This window comes from Sphingobacterium lactis, from assembly GCF_051951495.1.
GTDB lineage: Bacteria > Bacteroidota > Bacteroidia > Sphingobacteriales > Sphingobacteriaceae > Sphingobacterium > Sphingobacterium lactis_A.
The window spans coordinates 284414-301588 of sequence record NZ_JBNHAS010000004.1 but is presented as its reverse complement, the minus strand read 5'-3'; the positions used below and the strand labels follow the sequence as shown (position 1 = coordinate 301588).

General features: G+C 39.1%; 16 protein-coding genes. 9 read left to right on the top strand and 7 right to left on the bottom strand.

Going from position 1 to position 17175, the window contains the following annotated elements:
- Positions 1-42 precede the first annotated feature (42 nt).
- Positions 43-999, top strand: a complete 957-nt coding sequence (locus tag ACP6L2_RS15405; RefSeq protein ID WP_440510196.1) for a hypothetical protein — start codon at positions 43-45, stop codon at positions 997-999.
- On the opposite strand, the gene ACP6L2_RS15400 is transcribed toward ACP6L2_RS15405, so the two are convergent.
- From ACP6L2_RS15400 to glmM, 4 genes are all read right to left on the bottom strand, one after another.
- Positions 996-1667, bottom strand: a complete 672-nt coding sequence (locus ACP6L2_RS15400; RefSeq protein ID WP_440510195.1) for a hypothetical protein — start codon at positions 1665-1667, stop codon at positions 996-998. The two genes, ACP6L2_RS15405 and ACP6L2_RS15400, sit on opposite strands and share 4 nt — an antisense overlap.
- On the bottom strand, positions 1657-2160 hold the full coding sequence (locus ACP6L2_RS15395; protein WP_440510194.1) for an RNA polymerase sigma factor: 504 nt from the start codon (positions 2158-2160) through the stop codon (positions 1657-1659). The genes ACP6L2_RS15400 and ACP6L2_RS15395 overlap by 11 nt, the downstream gene beginning before the upstream one ends.
- 154 nt (positions 2161-2314) lie before the next feature.
- The gene (locus tag ACP6L2_RS15390; protein WP_440510193.1) at positions 2315-3262 is read right to left on the bottom strand and encodes a hypothetical protein; all 948 of its coding nucleotides are present in this window, start codon (positions 3260-3262) and stop codon (positions 2315-2317) included.
- Positions 3263-3486: 224 nt separating this feature from the next.
- Positions 3487-4869 (bottom strand): phosphoglucosamine mutase, encoded by a 1383-nt coding sequence (gene glmM / locus ACP6L2_RS15385; RefSeq protein WP_440510192.1) that lies wholly within the window; start codon positions 4867-4869, stop codon positions 3487-3489.
- Positions 4870-5128: 259 nt separating this feature from the next.
- Between glmM and ACP6L2_RS15380 the strand changes: the two genes are divergently transcribed.
- Both ACP6L2_RS15380 and ACP6L2_RS15375 read left to right on the top strand, forming a co-directional pair.
- Positions 5129-5734: a phosphatase PAP2 family protein gene (locus ACP6L2_RS15380; RefSeq protein WP_440510191.1), complete on the top strand. Its 606-nt coding sequence runs from the start codon at positions 5129-5131 to the stop codon at positions 5732-5734.
- Positions 5727-6590 carry a ZIP family metal transporter gene (locus ACP6L2_RS15375; protein ID WP_440510190.1) on the top strand — a complete coding sequence of 288 codons (864 nt, stop codon included), beginning with the start codon at positions 5727-5729 and terminating at the stop codon, positions 6588-6590. The genes ACP6L2_RS15380 and ACP6L2_RS15375 overlap by 8 nt, the downstream gene beginning before the upstream one ends.
- On the opposite strand, the gene ACP6L2_RS15370 is transcribed toward ACP6L2_RS15375, so the two are convergent.
- Positions 6591-7064 (bottom strand): MarR family winged helix-turn-helix transcriptional regulator, encoded by a 474-nt coding sequence (locus ACP6L2_RS15370; RefSeq protein ID WP_440510189.1) that lies wholly within the window; start codon positions 7062-7064, stop codon positions 6591-6593.
- 109 nt (positions 7065-7173) lie between these two features.
- Here ACP6L2_RS15370 and ACP6L2_RS15365 point away from each other — a divergent pair, with 109 nt between their 5' ends.
- The 6 genes from ACP6L2_RS15365 to ACP6L2_RS15340 all read left to right on the top strand — a co-directional run bounded on the left by ACP6L2_RS15365 (position 7174) and on the right by ACP6L2_RS15340 (position 12803).
- Positions 7174-7416: a FeoA family protein gene (locus ACP6L2_RS15365; protein WP_440510188.1), complete on the top strand. Its 243-nt coding sequence runs from the start codon at positions 7174-7176 to the stop codon at positions 7414-7416.
- A complete protein-coding gene (gene feoB / locus ACP6L2_RS15360) occupies positions 7413-9515 on the top strand; it encodes a ferrous iron transport protein B (protein WP_440510187.1) in 2103 nt (700 codons plus the stop codon). Before ACP6L2_RS15365 ends, feoB begins: the two co-directional genes overlap by 4 nt.
- Positions 9516-9662: a FeoB-associated Cys-rich membrane protein gene (locus ACP6L2_RS15355; protein WP_425565271.1), complete on the top strand. Its 147-nt coding sequence runs from the start codon at positions 9516-9518 to the stop codon at positions 9660-9662. It begins immediately after the preceding gene.
- Positions 9663-9857: 195 nt separating this feature from the next.
- A complete protein-coding gene (locus ACP6L2_RS15350) occupies positions 9858-11294 on the top strand; it encodes an amino acid permease (protein WP_440510186.1) in 1437 nt (478 codons plus the stop codon).
- 11 nt (positions 11295-11305) lie between these two features.
- Positions 11306-11974 carry a lysoplasmalogenase gene (locus ACP6L2_RS15345; RefSeq protein ID WP_440510185.1) on the top strand — a complete coding sequence of 223 codons (669 nt, stop codon included), beginning with the start codon at positions 11306-11308 and terminating at the stop codon, positions 11972-11974.
- Between the two features lie 73 nt (positions 11975-12047).
- Positions 12048-12803 carry a hypothetical protein gene (locus ACP6L2_RS15340; protein ID WP_440510184.1) on the top strand — a complete coding sequence of 252 codons (756 nt, stop codon included), beginning with the start codon at positions 12048-12050 and terminating at the stop codon, positions 12801-12803.
- Between the two features lie 93 nt (positions 12804-12896).
- Here the strand turns inward: ACP6L2_RS15340 and asnB are convergent, their stop codons facing one another.
- Together asnB and ACP6L2_RS15330 are read right to left on the bottom strand one after the other, a co-directional pair.
- Positions 12897-14591, bottom strand: coding sequence for an asparagine synthase B (asnB, locus tag ACP6L2_RS15335; protein WP_440510183.1), 1695 nt, complete (start codon positions 14589-14591; stop codon positions 12897-12899).
- Positions 14592-15277: 686 nt separating this feature from the next.
- Positions 15278-17116 (bottom strand): UbiD family decarboxylase, encoded by a 1839-nt coding sequence (locus ACP6L2_RS15330; RefSeq protein ID WP_440510182.1) that lies wholly within the window; start codon positions 17114-17116, stop codon positions 15278-15280.
- Positions 17117-17175 lie beyond the last annotated feature (59 nt).

Genomic DNA, 17175 nt, shown 5'->3' with positions numbered 1-17175 from the left:
TCCTCCAATTGTTTTTTTACTTTTATATACAAACCAATGAACATGAAAAAACCAATTCTCCTAAAAAAGCTAGGCATCTTTGTTTTCCCAGTTTTATATGGACTCTTATTAAGGTTGATATTCGAGCTTAATCAATTTCACGAGGTTTTTGGACTCATGTCCTTTAGTTTTCTTTTTATCGGCCCTTTTATTATGGGCTATATCAGCACTTATTTTTCCGATGCGGATTCGCTTAAATATAAAGCATACATCATATTTGTTCCTTGGATCTCCATCTTTATTTTCTTTGTGATCACCATGATTACCAAATTAGAAGGTTGGGCATGTTGGTTGATGGTCTCCCCTTTGTTCTTACTAGCCTCTTCCATTGGTGGCTATATTGGAGCCCAATTCAGAAAAGACAAGAACAAAAAGACGTATGTGAGTATTGCTATGCTTCTACCTTTTTTATTGGCTCCAATAGAAAATCAATATGCTCGGAAACAAGAAACATTTAAAGCATACAACAGCATCGATATCCAAGCGCCCGCAGAGAAGATTTGGGGGCTTGTAACACGCGTTAGCGAAATTAATGAAGCTGATGACACCGGATGGTTAAACAAAGCCCTAGGCTTCCCAAGACCTGTAGAAGCAGTGTTAAATTACGAAGGTGTCGGTGCCTACAGAAAAGCCATTTTCACCAATGGACTTGCCTTCCATGAAACTGTAACAGCTTATGAACACCAAAAAAAGATGACCTTTGACATCAAAGCTCACCCACATGAAATCCCTTCAACGACTTTAGATGAACATGTCGTAGTTGGTGGCGAATTTTTTAATGTCCTAAACGGCACTTATGAACTGGAGGAACTGGGAAAGGATCATTATCGTTTACACCTTTATAGCCATTTCACTTTAAATACCACCTTTAACTTTTATGCAAGTGTTTGGGCCAAGTGGATTATGAAGGATATTCAGCAAAACATCCTTACTGTCGAAAAGAAAAGAGCAGAATCTTAGATTTTCTCACTTTCATTATCAAAATCCCCAAACTCTTGTAGGTATTTAATGGATAGCTGAATCTTTTGAAAAGGTTTCTCATATCCTCTAATCGCCATCCGAATTAATGAGAAAGCCACGAATGCCATGACAATGAAATATATTGCCATTGCTAATAATGGCCAGTAGGTTTCAATCGAACTAAAGTTTACCTCACTGAGCATTGTCTTATATTGATTGCTTAATTCGAGACCAATAAACATAACCGCAGCGCCAAAGCCTACAATAGCCGATGAAAAACTCAACAATTTATAAGCGTCCAGGTTTAGTCGCATTTCATAGGAGAACCACAATAAATTCTCCAGGGAACTGTATTCCAAGTGATAGGATTTATTATAAAAATCTTTAAATTTCTTTAAATAAAACGCTGTCAAGATTGCCCAGGAACCCATATAAATAAAAACAACCAGTATGGTAAACACCCTAACATCGTTATACGCAAGTTTATATCCAACAAATAATACTGCGACAACTGTAAGAAGTACATTGACTATGTACTCGTTTTTCATACGCTTCCTAATTTTATCAATAGCAGTTGCAGCCTCCCTTTTCTGCGAAAGATTAATACTTAGATCTATTTGATCTGTATTTTCTTCTTTCCAATCCTTTTTCAAATCGTCAAAATTCATAACCTTGCTTTTTAATGATTTCCTGTAATTTCTCTTTTGTCCTCGCCAGCTTTACCCGAGCATTACCTTCTGAAATACCCAATTGCACACTGATCTCTCTATGAGAAAAGCCTTCCAGGAACAAGAAAATAACCGCCTTCTCAATTTCATTTAGTTCCTTCACCGCTTTATAGAAGTAGGCCAATCGCTCTTCTTTGTGCTCGTGGTCTGATTCATCAGCGACATCATGGTTTTCCAACAAGTTTCCTGCTTTCAATTTCCGTTGGTCTTTCTTCACATAGACCAAGGCAGTATTTAGAGCCACCCGATACATCCAGGTAGAAAACTTACTGTCGCCCTTAAAGCTTCCATAAGAACGCCATAACTGAAACACCATCTCTTGGTACAGGTCCTCCTGATCCAATGTATCATACATATAAATCTTAGAAAGTTTATATAAGATACCTTTGTGCTCTTCTATAGACGCTAGAAATACCTGTTCGATGGAATCCAAATTCTATTGCTTGTGTTGTTTATTAGGTTAGTATACCAGTTTTGCGAATGTTACAAAATTTTTCCATTTTCTTCTATCCAATCGCTTAGAAGCATAAAAAAGAGAGATAAATCGCTTATCTCTCCTTTAAATCTTTATATAATTGGCAACTCCCCTATTTGGGATCGTTTAAGATTGTGTGTGAAATGATGGGAACTTTCTGCTGCCAAGTACCAGAAACCACAAATCGATTACCAGAGGTCTTATTACGGATCGTGAAGGTATAATTACATGTTCTTTCGATGTAAGTCGTCTCCCCAGAAACAACTTTGGTATCAAAAGGTCTAAGTGTTAGCTCTTCCTTGGACCCATCTGGCTTAATATAGTTCTCATAAGTCGTTCCACTGACATAAGGAACTTGCTTTGTCCAGTAAACAGACCCTTCGTGCAATAACTCATCCATAAAAATCAAAGAATCTTGACCTCTTACCCATTCGAATGCACCATAATCTTGGCTTTTAAATTCTGAACTATACTTCACATCTTTAAAAACCTCCGAAGTTACCACTTGCTTGGGTTTGTCCGTATCATTTACAAAGGTAATGGTTGTACATCCTTCATTACTTTTATAGACCTTGCGACTATCGGGAACTTCTGTGATTTTTTTATCCACAAGCTCATAGGCTTCGCCACGAGATTGTATGATCGTAAATTCATCTTTCGTATTATCAGAAATAATACCAATGATAAAATGCCTAGGGCTATCAGAAAAATTTTCCTTCAATGTCATTTTCAACTTGTTGTCTGCCGTTTTCATCATCGACAACCAGCCTTGATCTAAGACTATAGAATCCATTCCCTCTACTTTAAAAGGCTCACCATTGCTGTCTTTCAACAACTCGCCAGTTGTCCCCCCTTTTACATAAGGAATAGACCAAGTCTCAGCCTTGATATCAATGACATCATCTGTAAAGCCTGTATTCAACTTTCGTTCTTTAACTTCTGGGTCTACCAAATCAGGATCCGCATCAAAATCATCTTTAACACAAGATGTCATTATACCGGATAAAAAAACTGCGGCGGTAAAAAATAAGGAGGTCTTTAGGATTGCTAGTCTCTGCATAAATATTGAAAATAACACGAAATAAACAACGTATATGTACAAGAATATCTTGCAAGTTAACAAATATTATCTAATATTATCTGTTATAAAATGTTAAGCCTTCAGTATTCACTACTTTTTACCCCTTAATCCAAACACCTTTTTTACCCAAAAACATTCAACAAAAAAACTCCCAAGATCTGGATCTTGGGAGTTTTAATTCTTTATATTTCTTATTGCAAGGACTAGCCTACGATTTCTTGAATCTCATTCATAATTTTTTGAGCAATTGCTTCAGCCGCTTCAGGAGTTGGACCTTCGGAATAAATACGAATGATCGGTTCGGTATTCGATTTACGCAAATGAACCCACTCATTAGGAAAATCGATCTTCAATCCGTCGATTGTAGAATGATCTTCATGCGCATATTTCTCTTGCATCTTAGCCAACAGGTTATCGATATCTAATCCTGGAGTCAAGGTAATCTTATTTTTGGACATATAGTATTGAGGCAATTCCGCACGGTACTCTGTTACTTTCTTACCCAATTTCGCCAAGTGTGTCAAGAATAAGGCTACACCTACTAAGGAATCACGACCGTAATGAGAAGCCGGATAGATTACTCCACCATTACCTTCTCCACCAATAACAGCATCAACCTCTTTCATTTTAGTCACAACATTCACTTCGCCTACTGCAGCAGCATAATATTCACCACCATGCTTTTCAGTAACATCACGCAATGCACGTGTCGAAGATAAATTAGAAACTGTATTTCCCTTCTTCTGAGAAAGAATAAAATCAGATACTGCAACCAATGTATATTCCTCACCAAATAACTCACCATCTTCCATCATAAATACCAAACGGTCAACATCTGGATCTACGGCAATTCCCAAATCAGCTTTATTATCCAATACAGCTTTCGAAAGATCCGTTAAATGCTCCTTTAAAGGTTCTGGGTTATGTGGGAAATGACCGTTAGGCTCACAGTGAATCTTATAAACTGTTTTTACACCTAAGGCTTCTAGCAAAGCAGGGATAAATGTACCACCTGTACTATTCACCGCATCTACAGCCACTTTAAAATCTGCCTGACGAATAGCATCAACATCCACATATTCTAAGGCTAATACATCCTCAATATGTTTCTGAAGGAAAGAATCATCTTTGGTCACTGAACCTAATTCTTCTACTTCTGCAAAATCAAAATCTAAGCTTTCACCAAGGGCCAATACTTCCTTGCCTTCAGCATCCGAAATAAACTCGCCTTTCTCATTCAGTAATTTCAAAGCATTCCATTGTCCTGGATTATGCGAAGCTGTTAAAATAATACCTCCCGCAGCTCCTAACTTTGGAACAGCGATCTCCACAGTAGGTGTTGTTGAAAGACCTAAGTCAATCACATCAACTCCTATGCTCTGAAGCGTACCGATTACCAAATTGGAAACCATCTCGCCGGAGATACGCGCATCGCGTCCTACAACAATAGTTTTGTTTGCAGCGTTTGCTGTTATTATTTTCCCATAAGCCGCGGTAAACTTTACGATATCGACCGGTGTTAAGTTGTCGCCAGGTTTACCTCCTATGGTACCTCTAATTCCTGAAATAGATTTTATTAATGCCATATTGAATTGTTTAATGCCCGTAAATTTACTCTATTAAAATAATTATTACCCACTTTTATTCTTTTTTTAAAAATATTAACTACTTTTGTTGCAACATTGTTTCGTTTATATAAGACAATTGACGTTAACAAGTATATAACAGTCTCATTGTCAATAAACCCCGCTATTTTGGAGGTTTTTAGCCAAGCTAAAGTATTAGGATGCAAAGTTGTTTTTTTATAGATTTGGTCGTTTAATTTTGACCATTCTATTGTAAAATATGCTAGATAAAATCATTTCTTTCGATCAAGACTTCTTTTTAGCCATCAATCAGGGCCTAAGCAATCCGGTATTTGATTGGTTGTTGCCTATCCTACGTAACCCTTATACCTGGTCTCCGCTGTATTTATTTTTAATTATTTTCTTCATCAAACATTACGGTAAAACAGGTGTCCTGATCGTTGCCTGTACATTGGCGACCTTTGGTATTTCGGATGCTACTTCCTCCCACCTGATTAAGAAGTCGGTAAAGCGTGTTCGCCCATGTAATGATGTTGTATTTAAAGAGCAGGTCAACCTTCGGGCTCGTTGTGGTTCTGGATTCAGTTTCACCTCCTCTCATGCCACCAATCACTTTGCGATGGCATTCTTCTGGATCGTTTTATTCCGCAGAAAATGGAAACATACGCTTTGGCTGTGTATCCTTTGGGCGGCTTCAATAGGTTTTTCTCAAATATATGTCGGTGTGCACTATCCATTAGATATTCTCTGTGGAGCCATATTAGGCACATTGATTGGTTTGGGAACAGGCTATCTATTTAAACGTTTTTACCCGAAATTTTTCGAACCCAATCAAACTAACAAAACACAAGTAATTCATGAGTAGTGTACTAATTGTCTCCATTTTATTCTTTTCGGCTTTAATCAGTGGTATTGGCGTCTTCTTTGTAAAAAGGGACAACACCACATTACTCAAGTTAATACTTTCCTTTAGTGGGGCATATCTTTTTGCCATCACAGTTTTACATTTAATCCCTGAGGTATACCACAGTGGCGGAACATCTGGCGAAGTCATTGGGATGTATATCTTAGGGGGTTTCATTTTCCAATTAATCTTGGAACACTTCTCTCAGGGTGTGGAGCATGGGCATATCCATACCGAGCATAAGGGAGAACACAAGCATCCTTTCCCCATTGCTATCTTAATCAGTTTATGTTTGCATGCCTTCTTAGAAGGTTTCCCACTTGCTTCGGGACACCGTAATGAATTAGTATTTGGTATTGCTATCCACCATATCCCTGCAGCATTCGCTTTAGGTAGTTTACTGATTAACACGACCTTAAAGCGCCAAAGCATCACCCTATTTATCGCTATTTTCGCTGCCATGACACCGCTAGGATACTTAACAAGTATGGGTATTAGCGCAGGAGAAATCGGAAATATAGGAGCATATTTCGATAAGATTATGGCAGTAGTAATTGGTATATTCCTTCACATTTCCACCACCATCTTATTTGAATCGGGATCAGCAGATCACCATACGTTCAATAAGAAAAAGATGTTGGCTGTATTTGCAGGAATATTGGTTTCCATGGCAAACTTCTTGTTCCCTCATGATCATAGCCACGATGACCATGGCCCAGCTACACAAACTGAGGAACCGCATTCTGATCATAAGCATGATCATGATCACGACCATTCAGACCACAACCATGATCATGACCATGACCACGAGCATTAATTAGTAATCGACATGTTCCTTAGAACCGCGGAATTTATCTAACAACTCACTGAGTTGCATACATTCCTCTTTGCTAAGGTTCTCGGAAAGCACATCATCCAGCATCATATCTTGTTCGATTTCTTGCAGTAACTGCATACCTTTTTCTGTTATCAATAGATCAACGGCGCGTTTATCACCGCTGTTCTTCGTCCTAGAAACCAAACCCTTGCTGACTATACGGTCAACAAGTCGAGAGATGTCTGGCGTTTTTGTTAATAAACGCTCTTTTAATAAGTTGTTGGTGACAGGATTGGGGAACTGACCGCGTAAAACCCTCAACACATTAAACTGCTGCAAGGTGATCTGCTTGGCCCCCGCTCTCTTTTCAAGCATCACGTTTAACCAATTGTTCGTATAAATGACGTTAATGGTAACACGATGCCAAGGACTAGCGAATTGCTTCACTCTAACCAGTTCTTCAATCTTTGGCATAACTTTAATAATACATTAGTGTGACTTAATGTGCAATTTAAAAGATTTTAATTATTTATCTTTGCTAATAATGATTTTTTTTGAAAACTGCTTAATTTTTTAACCCATAATGCAGAACAATATTAGCCTCGACAGACTAAAAATAGGTGATATCGTAAAAATTCTTTCCATTGACTCAATAGATATTCCAGCTAAGTTTTTTGAACTTGGTTTCTATCCTGGGTCTATCATCGAAATCAAACACAAAGCACCGCTTAAAGGACCAATATGTTTCAACATCCTAGAAAACAATTCCTTGATCGCCATTAGACATGCCGAAGCCAAATTGATCACAGCAGCTTACATTAAATGAAAAACCTGAATATCGTATTACTAGGGAATCCCAATGTAGGAAAAACATCCCTTTTCAATAGACTTACCAAACTCAACCAAAAGGTAGGTAATTATCCCGGAATAACTGTCGAGAAACGCGAGGGTAACTTGAAAGCTCATGGCAATAGTTACCACATCATAGACCTTCCAGGTACTTATACCCTTTTCCCGAATTCCCTGGATGAGGAAATCGTATTCCAAATCCTAAGTGATAAGTCCAGCAAGTATCACCCCAACCTAACGCTTGTCGTTGCAGAACCTGCAACCATCAAAAGATCGATTATCTTGTACCAACAAGCGCGTGAATTGGGAATCCCTGCTTTTTTTGTCATCAACATGGTCGATGAGATGGAAAGTAAGGGTATGAACTTGGACATTCCAAAACTTGAGGCTTTCCTAAAAACCAAAGTCTTTAAGACCAATGCAAGAACAGGCCAAGGAATTGAAGAACTGATCAATGCCTTTCAACAGGTGCCTCCTTCCTATTTTGGATCTTTTGATATCCCAACGAATTACAAACAGCCTCTGGAAGAAGCTAAACGCCTATTCCCATTGGCTACAGAATACTTAACCTGGCAATTCCTCGCCCAGGAAAATGTCTCTACCCTTACGGATGACCAGAAAAAATATCTGAGTGATATCCGCGAAAAATATCAGCTGAAAACGCATGATATGCAGAAAGAGGAATCCCTAATCCGTAATGATAGCATCAGCAAGGACTTAGAGGAGATTGTAAAAAAATCAGAAAACAAAAACCTTAGTACAACCAGTAAGATAGACCGTCTCCTGATGCACCCTGTATTGGGATATGTGATTTTCTTCGGTTTGTTGTTTATTATTTTCCAAGCCATATTCTCTTGGTCAGGACCATTAATGGATTCCATTGATGGCTTATTCGCAGACATTACCACTTATTTAGATAGTGTATTACCCGACGGTCCATTAGCATCCCTATTCATTTACGGTGTTGTTGCAGGTATCGGTGGAATCGTTATCTTTATCCCGCAAATTGTCATTCTATTTCTGTTCCTATCCCTCATGGAAGAGTCAGGATACATGAGTAGAGTTGTCTTTTTAATGGATAGATGGCTTAAGCCATTCGGTTTAAATGGTAAATCAGTTATTCCATTGATGTCAGGAGCAGCATGTGCTATCCCGGCAGTAATGTCCGCACGTAACATTGAAAACCCTAAAGAACGCTTGTTGACCATGTTGGTTACACCGTTCATGACCTGTTCAGCAAGGTTGCCAATCTACATCGTTATTATCGGTTTAGTCATTCCAGAAACTAAGATTCTTGGTTTTAACCTGCAAGGGATGGCCTTATTTGGGATGTACCTATTGGGAATCATCGGAGCATTAGGCTCTGCTTGGATCTTAAACAAAGTAATTAAGAGCGTTCGTACTTCCTATTTGATCTTTGAACTCCCAACTTATAAAACACCAGATTGGAAGAATGTGGTGACGAATGTTTGGGATAAAGCTTCAGGATTTATTATTGATGCTGGTAAGATTATCTTAATGATTTCCATTGTATTATGGGTTTTAGGAAACTTTGGTCCGAACGATAAATTCTATAAAGCCGAAGAGTATGTGCAGCAGGCTAATCCTACATTAGAAGCTGAACATTTTGATCAAGAAGTCGCATCATACAAGCTTGAACATTCCTTCCTAGGCTATTTAGGAATGGGTATTGAGCCGATTGTTCGTCCATTAGGATACGACTGGAAAATGGGAATCGGATTAATAGCTTCTTTTGCTGCACGTGAGGTGTTCGTTGGAACAATGGCTGTAGTTTACAGTTTAGGTGATGATGTGGACATTGAAGATGATGGACAAAAGAACACGCTTTTAAACAAAATGCGCTCTGAGGTCAATGCCAATACCGGACAACCGGCTTACAATATGGCTTCAGGAATTTCGTTATTATTATTTTACGCCTTTGCGATGCAATGTATGGCGACCATTGGCGTAGTACGTAAAGAAACTGGTTCTTGGAAATGGACTTTGATTCAAACAGTATTTATGACTGGGCTAGCTTATGTTGCGGCATTAATAGCCTATCAACTTATTAAATAAATGAACTTAACTATACAATACATCATCGTTGCCATCCTCTTTATTGGGGCGGTTTATTACATCGCAAAGCCTTTTTTCTCCAAAAATAAAAAGTCTCCAGGATGTAGCAGATGCGGCAGTTGTGAAACAAGTACAGATAAGAAATAAAAGTATAGCATAATTTTTCAAAGGCTTCTTACATGTGCTGTAGGAAGCCTTTGTGTTTTTTTAAAATGCCTATTTCAGGAATTTTCCTAAAAATATAAAAGGAAAAAATTATCTTGTGCTTTCAAATAACTTGGACCACGTATAATCCAGTCCATAAACCATAAATTAAACAGCAAACATTAACCTTCAATTAGCGTGCAAGAAAACAAAGAGAAAGAACTAAAACGAGGTCTTAGCAATCGCCATATTCAATTAATAGCCTTAGGGGGTGCCATCGGTACCGGTTTATTTTTAGGTGTCGGACAAGCAGCCATCTTAGCAGGACCTTCCGTTATTCTAGGCTATGCCATTGCCGGACTTGTTGCATTTTTCATCATGAGACAACTGGGCGAAATGGTCGTTCAAGAGCCCGTCTCAGGTAGCTTTAGTACCTTTGCCAATAAATATTGGGGACCATTCGCAGGCTTTGCCTCCGGGTGGAACTATTGGATCCTATACATCTTGGTAAGTATGGCCGAGTTAACAGCCATCGGCAAATATGTGCAATTCTGGTATCCGGACATCCCTCTCTGGGTATCTTCGCTGTTTTTCTTTGTCATCATCAATGCCATCAATCTGGCTTCTGTAAAGGTGTATGGAGAAACAGAATTTTGGTTTTCTATTATCAAAGTAGTAGCTATCATAGCCATGATTATCTTTGGTGCTTACCTACTAATTTCCGGAAATGGAGGTGAACGTGCTACCGTAGAAAACTTATACAATGATGGTGGATTCCTCCCCCATGGATGGCTCAATGGCAATAGTATTGATGGGTATTCCGGTCTATTAGCCGCCTTGGTGATCATCATGTTTTCTTTTGGAGGACTAGAGTTAGTTGGTATCACAGCTGCTGAAGCAGAAAACCCAGAAAAGAATATCCCTAAAGCCACCAATCAGGTTCTTTGGAGAATATTGGTTTTCTATGTCGGTGCATTGTTCATTCTATTCTCTCTAATGCCTTGGCGTTCCATTACCGCGGATACTAGCCCTTTTGTGGAAGTATTTGCTACCCTAAAAGGCTTCCAATTTGAACTCTTTGGCAGTACTTTTTATTTTACTAATATCATCGCGAATGTTTTAAATGTCATCGTATTGACGGCTGCACTCTCTGTATATAACTCCTGTGTATATTCAAACTCTCGAATGCTATACGGATTGGCGGAGCAAGGAAATGCTCCAAGCTTCCTCAAAAAACTGAACAAAAACCACTCACCTATTGCTGCGATTTTGGTATCTGCTGCGATCGTCGCTATTACCGTAGTGATCAATAAACTTATCCCTGAAGAAGCTTTAGGGATCTTAATGTCCCTAGTAGTATCAGCACTTATCATCAACTGGATTATGATCACGCTGACACATATGTTTTTCCGTAAACAAAAGGATAAAGAAGGCGTTAAAACGAAATTCCCGACCATCCTTTACCCTATTAGTAATTACTTTAGCTTACTATTCTTAGTGGGTGTATTGGTTATGATGTGGTTTACCGGACTTAAAATATCCGTGGAGCTTATCCCTATCTGGTTGATCCTACTTTTTATATCTTATAAGTTTATTATGGCATATCGAGCCAACCAGAAAAATAACCCGAATTAATTAATTCTGGAATGAGGAACCTGATTTTTCACATCCTATTTGCGGCTATATTTCTCGTCCACTTGGCGAGTATTTATTGGTATTGGGATGATATCAGGTTCTTCACAAAACCACTTATTTGCCTTTGTTTAATTGCCCTGTTATATGTCAATACCGGATTAAAAAGCAAGTTTCATATACTTATTGCTATAGGCCTTGTCTTTGGTTTATTAGGTGATATTTTCCTCATGCTGCACGATCTATTCATCCCTGGTTTGGTCAGCTTCCTCATTGGTCATATTTTATATATTTGGGCATTTCTACTACAGTTTAGTAAGGAAAACAGCAGTAAAAACAAATACGTAATCGTCATACTTACTTTTCTGGCCATTTATTCCTTTAACTTCTACAAGGTCTTGTCGCCAAGCCTTGGCAGTTTAAAGATTCCAGTGATTGCCTATATCTTGGTAATTGCCACAATGGCCTTATTCGCCTATACCCGAAAAAACAAGACCACATTCTGGAGTTTTCTATTCATCTTTTTAGGTGCTCTTTTCTTTATTGCATCTGACTCCCTTTTAGCCATTAACAAATTCGTGGCTTATGTGCCTAATTCTGCGCTCATGATTATGAGCACATATATGCTGGCACAATACCTCATAACCGTAGGTTCTATTAAGCATCAGCCACGGATTTCATAATAAAATACCCAATTTTGGGTATTTTTCCAGGCTACTTTTGCCCCTATCTTTACTATACCTAATTTATAATACTATGAAATACCTGGCCATTTTCATTTTTGTCTGCTTTATTCAAACGATAACCTATAGTCAGGTTGCTGATGACCATGCAGACTGCAATGCTGCAAGAAAGGCCTTAAATGAAGGCAAAATCAATGAGGCAATCATAGGCTTTAAAAAAGGTGCTGCCAAGAACTGTTCTTCAAGCATGAACATGTTGGGTGTAATTTACAGCTATGCTGATTATCAAATCAATAATTATGTGGAAGCAAAAAAATGGTTTGTCCAAGCTGCGAATGCGTATAATGATGATGCGAGAACCAATCTGGCACTGATGGCTGCCAATGGCCATGGGGAACCTAGAAACTTCAAGAAATCAGCCTTACAATTGAAAGAGCTGTTGAAAGAAAGAGTTACCATGTATAGCATTGAAAGCCTAGCAAACATCTTTCTGGCAGATACCACTGCCATCGATCAAGAGACCGTACGGAAATATTTAGACTACGCCATGGCTTCTGACGTTCCAGAATCTTATATTTTATTGGCCTATGTGATGCTCACCAAGCCTAAAAGCGGTGATGATCCAATCTATTTTTTAAAGAAAGCGCAAGAAAATGACATAACCGATGCCGTGATGATATTGGGAGAGTTGTATGAACAAGGATCCTCATTCAATGGCAAAGATTTACTTGCGGCCAAACGTTACTATGCTGAAGGTGTAGGCCATAAACTCGACGGAGCTCAAGAAGCTTATGATCGAGTAGTATCAAAAATTCAAAAGGAAAAATAAGAGATTTTACAAACCAATATTTTAACCATATAAAGGCTGATCTAATTTATTGATCAGCCTTTTTTATTTTATTAGTTAATGCTATTTAAGGTTCTATTTGCTATATAATTCAGTTTTTGATTTCTCATAGCTCTCTTGATGCACCGAAGCAACAGCGCGTCCTGAAGGGTCGTTTAAGTTTTGGAATGAAGCATCCCACAACAAGGCCTCAGGTGTACTACAAGCTACTGACTTTACGGAAGGAACGGTAGATGCTGCTGCATCTGAAGGAAAGTGTTGCTCAAATATACTGCGGTATAAATACTCTTCTTTGTTCTTCGGAGGGTTTATTTGAAAACGACTCGCCGCTACTTCAAAATCCGTATCACTCACCATTTCTTCTGCCTGTGCTTTTAGCGTATCGATCCATGAATAGCCCACCCCATCTGAAAACTGCTCTTTCTGACGCCAAGCAATGCTTTCTGGAAGGTAATCCTCAAAGGCTTTACGAACCACCCATTTTTCCATCCGCTCTCCGGTAATCATTTTATCTTGTGGATTGATCCCCATCGCGATATCCATAAATTCCTTATCCAAGAAAGGCACCCTTCCTTCAACACCCCATGCGGCTAAGGATTTATTCGCACGAAGGCAATCATATAGGTATAATTTCTTCAGTTTACGAACAGTCTCTTCATGAAATTCCTGTGCATTCGGTGCCTTATGGAAATACAGATACCCACCGAATAGCTCGTCAGAACCCTCCCCAGAAAGCACCATCTTAATCCCCATGGACTTGATGACCCGTGCTAAGAGATACATCGGTGTAGAGGCTCTAATGGTAGTTACATCATAGGTTTCCAAATGATAGATCACATCCCGAATGGCATCTAATCCCTCTTGTATACTAAAGTTCACTTCATGATGAATGGTACCGATATGATCAGCCGCTTTTTGTGCTGCAATTAAATCTGGTGAACCCTTTAACCCCACAGCAAAGGAATGTAATTGAGGATACCAAGCTTCTTCCTGATCTTGACTTTCGATACGTTTCGAAGCGTATTTCTTGGTGATAGCCGCTATTACCGAAGAATCCAATCCCCCGGATAATAATACCCCATAAGGCACATCGGACATCAATTGGCGATGAACAGCTTCTTCTAATCCTTGACGTAGAACAGCCAAATCTGTTTTCGCATCTTGAACAGCAGCAAATTGCTCCCAGTCTCGCTGATACCACTTTTGAGGCTGATCAGATTCTTTGCTATACAAGTAATGTCCGGGAGGAAACTGAGCTATCTCTGTACAAAATCCTTCTAAAGATTTCAACTCGGAGGCAACAAACACCTGCCCCCATTCATCCTTACCCCAATACAAGGGGATAATTCCCATATGATCTCGCGCAATGAAATAAGCATCTTCACGAGCATCATAGAGTGCAAATCCGAATATACCGTTCAGTTCTTCAACAAATGCAGGACCTTTCTCCAGATACAAGGCTAAAATAACCTCTGAATCTGAACCTGTTTGAAAGTCATAGTGTGGAAGTGAATTTCGTAAGGCCTGATGATTATAGATCTCTCCATTTACTGCCAAAACTACTTGTCCACATGGACTGAATAATGGCTGACTACCTGATTTTGGATCTACGATCGCTAAACGCTCATGAGCTAAGATCGCATGTTCTGTACTATAAATACCTGACCAATCTGGTCCGCGATGACGAATACGCTTCGCCATTTCTAATACTTGTGACCTTAATGTCGGTACAGGCTGCTTTACTTTAAATGCTCCTACTATTCCACACATAATATTTAAAATTTGTTAATGTTTTAATCCTTTTCTTGATATAATGACACAAAGTAAATCATAAAATAATTAATCTCATAATCTTTTTTAATTTTTATTGAATATTTAATAAATATATATTTAATGTATTGCGATTTATTCATCAAAAACAGAATTTCCTTAGGATTTTACCATTCCACACGTAGTTATTTAAACTTACTAATGACATTTTTTCAAAAGTTAGCTAACTATAATTTATTCATACAGCAGCTTATGGTTTTGTTTAATATAGGGTTGTATCAACTTCTATTTTGGGACTATATTCCTTCGATATTTTAACGGATTTTCTCCCTATCTATATCGGATCTTGTTCGGATCTCGTTCGGTTCCGACCGAACGAGATCCGAACAAGATCCGAAGGAGTTCCGAAGGAGATCCGTAGGAGTGTCGAAGGAAACCCATGTGAAAGACGGTTTGACACCAGACAAAAGACATCAGAAAAAGATGCAAAAAGTATTGTGTGTAGAGACAAAAAGCTATGAAAAGATGTTGGGAAAGGATGGAAAATGAAAGGAAATAATCCAAAAAATTCTGAGGAAGCTAATCATTAAACATATAAAAAATGGGCATTCTAAAAGCTTACAAGGAAGGTTTTAGAATACCCATCTATATCTTGGGTCGGATTGGGAGTTTAATCCAATCTGCTATTAAATAATGCCGTGCAAAGAACCGCCTTTTGCAGCAAGCTGATCTACGCGTCTTTCTACCGCTTCGTCTTTGATCAAATCAGGTGCATGATGCGGCTTACTGCGTGCATCGATGATTACCGGACCAGTACATCCCCAATGTTTAAAGTTGGTGAAACTACCGATCCCATGTATATCATGCGAAGGGTTACTGCGGGTAAAAGTTACCCAAACAAAGTTGTTTTCATTGGCAGCCACAAATTCAGCATCGTCTGCTAAGACAATACATTGAATGCCCTCCCAATTCAGGTCTTTTGCCGCTTCTGCCCAATATTCAATAGCTTGGCTTTCTTCCTGATAAGTGCTGAAAGATTTTCCATCGACAACGATGATCCCCGGCAAGGCCAATTTCGCATGTTGGAAGGGTCTTGGTAAATCTAAATCTGCAGGCAATTCGGTAATTAACTCTCGTTTTTTATCCCCCACGGCAGCAAAAGTCACCTTAGAACCCGAATTCAATCCATCTCCGGTATAATCCAAGGTATCGATGGTGGTATTGGTCAAGAAGTGTAAATCACGCGTTAAATCAATGCGTTCGAAAATATGGGTAAAGAATCCTTTAATATCGTGAATGTCCAATTTTGGATTGTCCTCAAATGCAGAGATAAATAAAAACTTTGCTAAGCTTAATTGGTTGGTACCAAGAATCACATTGGCAATCGTCAATACCTCTTGCGGACGTTCTACCTTTTGGAAAGGGGTATATCGTTCACTACCGATGGCAAATAACAAAGGGTGCACTCCTGCCGGATCTACCGCATGAACAGCATGAAGTCCTGGTATTTGCTGTGGAATGGCATTACCTGTGATTTCATGGATCAATGCTCCAAAACTGGTGTCCTCCTGTGGTGGTCGACCAACAACGGTAAATGACCAGATTGGATCCTTACGGTGGTAAACCTTATGCACTTTCATCAAAGGGAATGGGTGAACCAAGGAGTAATAACCTATGTGGTCGCCAAAAGGTCCCTCTGGTTTATTTTCGTTTGGATATACCGTACCAGTAATCACAAAATCGGCATCCGCAGAAATACAGAATCCTTCCTCATCATAAAAATATCGGAATCTACGATTGCCTAAGGTACCGGCAAAGATCATTTCGGACAATCCTTCAGGAAGAGGCATTACCGCAGAAAGCGGATGCGATGGAGGGCCACCAACAAAAATACTGACCTTCAATGGCTTCCCTAATTGATTCGCTTTAGTCTGGTGCACACCAATACCCCGGTGTAGTTGGTAGTGGAGACCAATTTCCTGGTCTTGAATATAATCGTTTCCAGCTAGCTGAATTCGGTACATGCCTAAGTTGGCATTCATGATTCCCGGTTTGCTGATATCTTCCGTATATACCTGCGGCATGGTCACAAAAGGACCACCATCCATAGGCCAGTTAACAATCTGAGGGAGTTCTGAAATTTTAGTTTGCCCATATAGGATGGGAGCCCCTGCTTTCTTCTTCCAAGGTAAAGCGCCTAAGGCGACCATGGAGGAGCCTACGTATTGAAAAGGATTTTTCAATACCGACATGGGGTTCATTTTAACATCAACTAACTTCTTGACATGATCTAAGCTGTCACGGAACATAAATCTCGATCGATCTAAGGTTCCAAAAAGGTTGGAAACTGCAGGAAATTTAGAACCTTTAACATTTTCGAAAAATAAAGCAGGGCCTTGCGCATCATAAACACGCATATGTATAGCTGCCATTTCCAAATAAGGATCTACCTCTTCCTTGATACGGATCAGATGCCCGTGCTGCTCTAGATCGTCAACACAAGCGCGTAAACTTTTATATCCCATATTGTATGCTCAAATAGCTACAAATGTAATGGAAAGAAGGCAATATTGAAAGTTAGTCA

Excerpts from the sequence above, each read along its gene's own strand:
- ACP6L2_RS15405 (WP_440510196.1), top strand. The coding sequence starts at position 43 with ATGAAAAAACCAATTCTCCTAAAAAAGCTAGGCATCTTTGTTTTCCCA.
- ACP6L2_RS15400 (WP_440510195.1), bottom strand. The coding sequence starts at position 1,667 with ATGAATTTTGACGATTTGAAAAAGGATTGGAAAGAAGAAAATACAGAT.
- ACP6L2_RS15390 (WP_440510193.1), bottom strand. The coding sequence starts at position 3,262 with ATGCAGAGACTAGCAATCCTAAAGACCTCCTTATTTTTTACCGCCGCA.
- glmM (WP_440510192.1), bottom strand. The coding sequence starts at position 4,869 with ATGGCATTAATAAAATCTATTTCAGGAATTAGAGGTACCATAGGAGGT.
- ACP6L2_RS15380 (WP_440510191.1), top strand. The coding sequence starts at position 5,129 with ATGCTAGATAAAATCATTTCTTTCGATCAAGACTTCTTTTTAGCCATC.
- ACP6L2_RS15375 (WP_440510190.1), top strand. The coding sequence starts at position 5,727 with ATGAGTAGTGTACTAATTGTCTCCATTTTATTCTTTTCGGCTTTAATC.
- ACP6L2_RS15370 (WP_440510189.1), bottom strand. The coding sequence starts at position 7,064 with ATGCCAAAGATTGAAGAACTGGTTAGAGTGAAGCAATTCGCTAGTCCT.
- ACP6L2_RS15365 (WP_440510188.1), top strand. The coding sequence starts at position 7,174 with ATGCAGAACAATATTAGCCTCGACAGACTAAAAATAGGTGATATCGTA.
- feoB (WP_440510187.1), top strand. The coding sequence starts at position 7,413 with ATGAAAAACCTGAATATCGTATTACTAGGGAATCCCAATGTAGGAAAA.
- ACP6L2_RS15355 (WP_425565271.1), top strand. The coding sequence starts at position 9,516 with ATGAACTTAACTATACAATACATCATCGTTGCCATCCTCTTTATTGGG.
- ACP6L2_RS15345 (WP_440510185.1), top strand. The coding sequence starts at position 11,306 with ATGAGGAACCTGATTTTTCACATCCTATTTGCGGCTATATTTCTCGTC.
- ACP6L2_RS15340 (WP_440510184.1), top strand. The coding sequence starts at position 12,048 with ATGAAATACCTGGCCATTTTCATTTTTGTCTGCTTTATTCAAACGATA.
- asnB (WP_440510183.1), bottom strand. The coding sequence starts at position 14,591 with ATGTGTGGAATAGTAGGAGCATTTAAAGTAAAGCAGCCTGTACCGACA.
- ACP6L2_RS15330 (WP_440510182.1), bottom strand. The coding sequence starts at position 17,116 with ATGGGATATAAAAGTTTACGCGCTTGTGTTGACGATCTAGAGCAGCAC.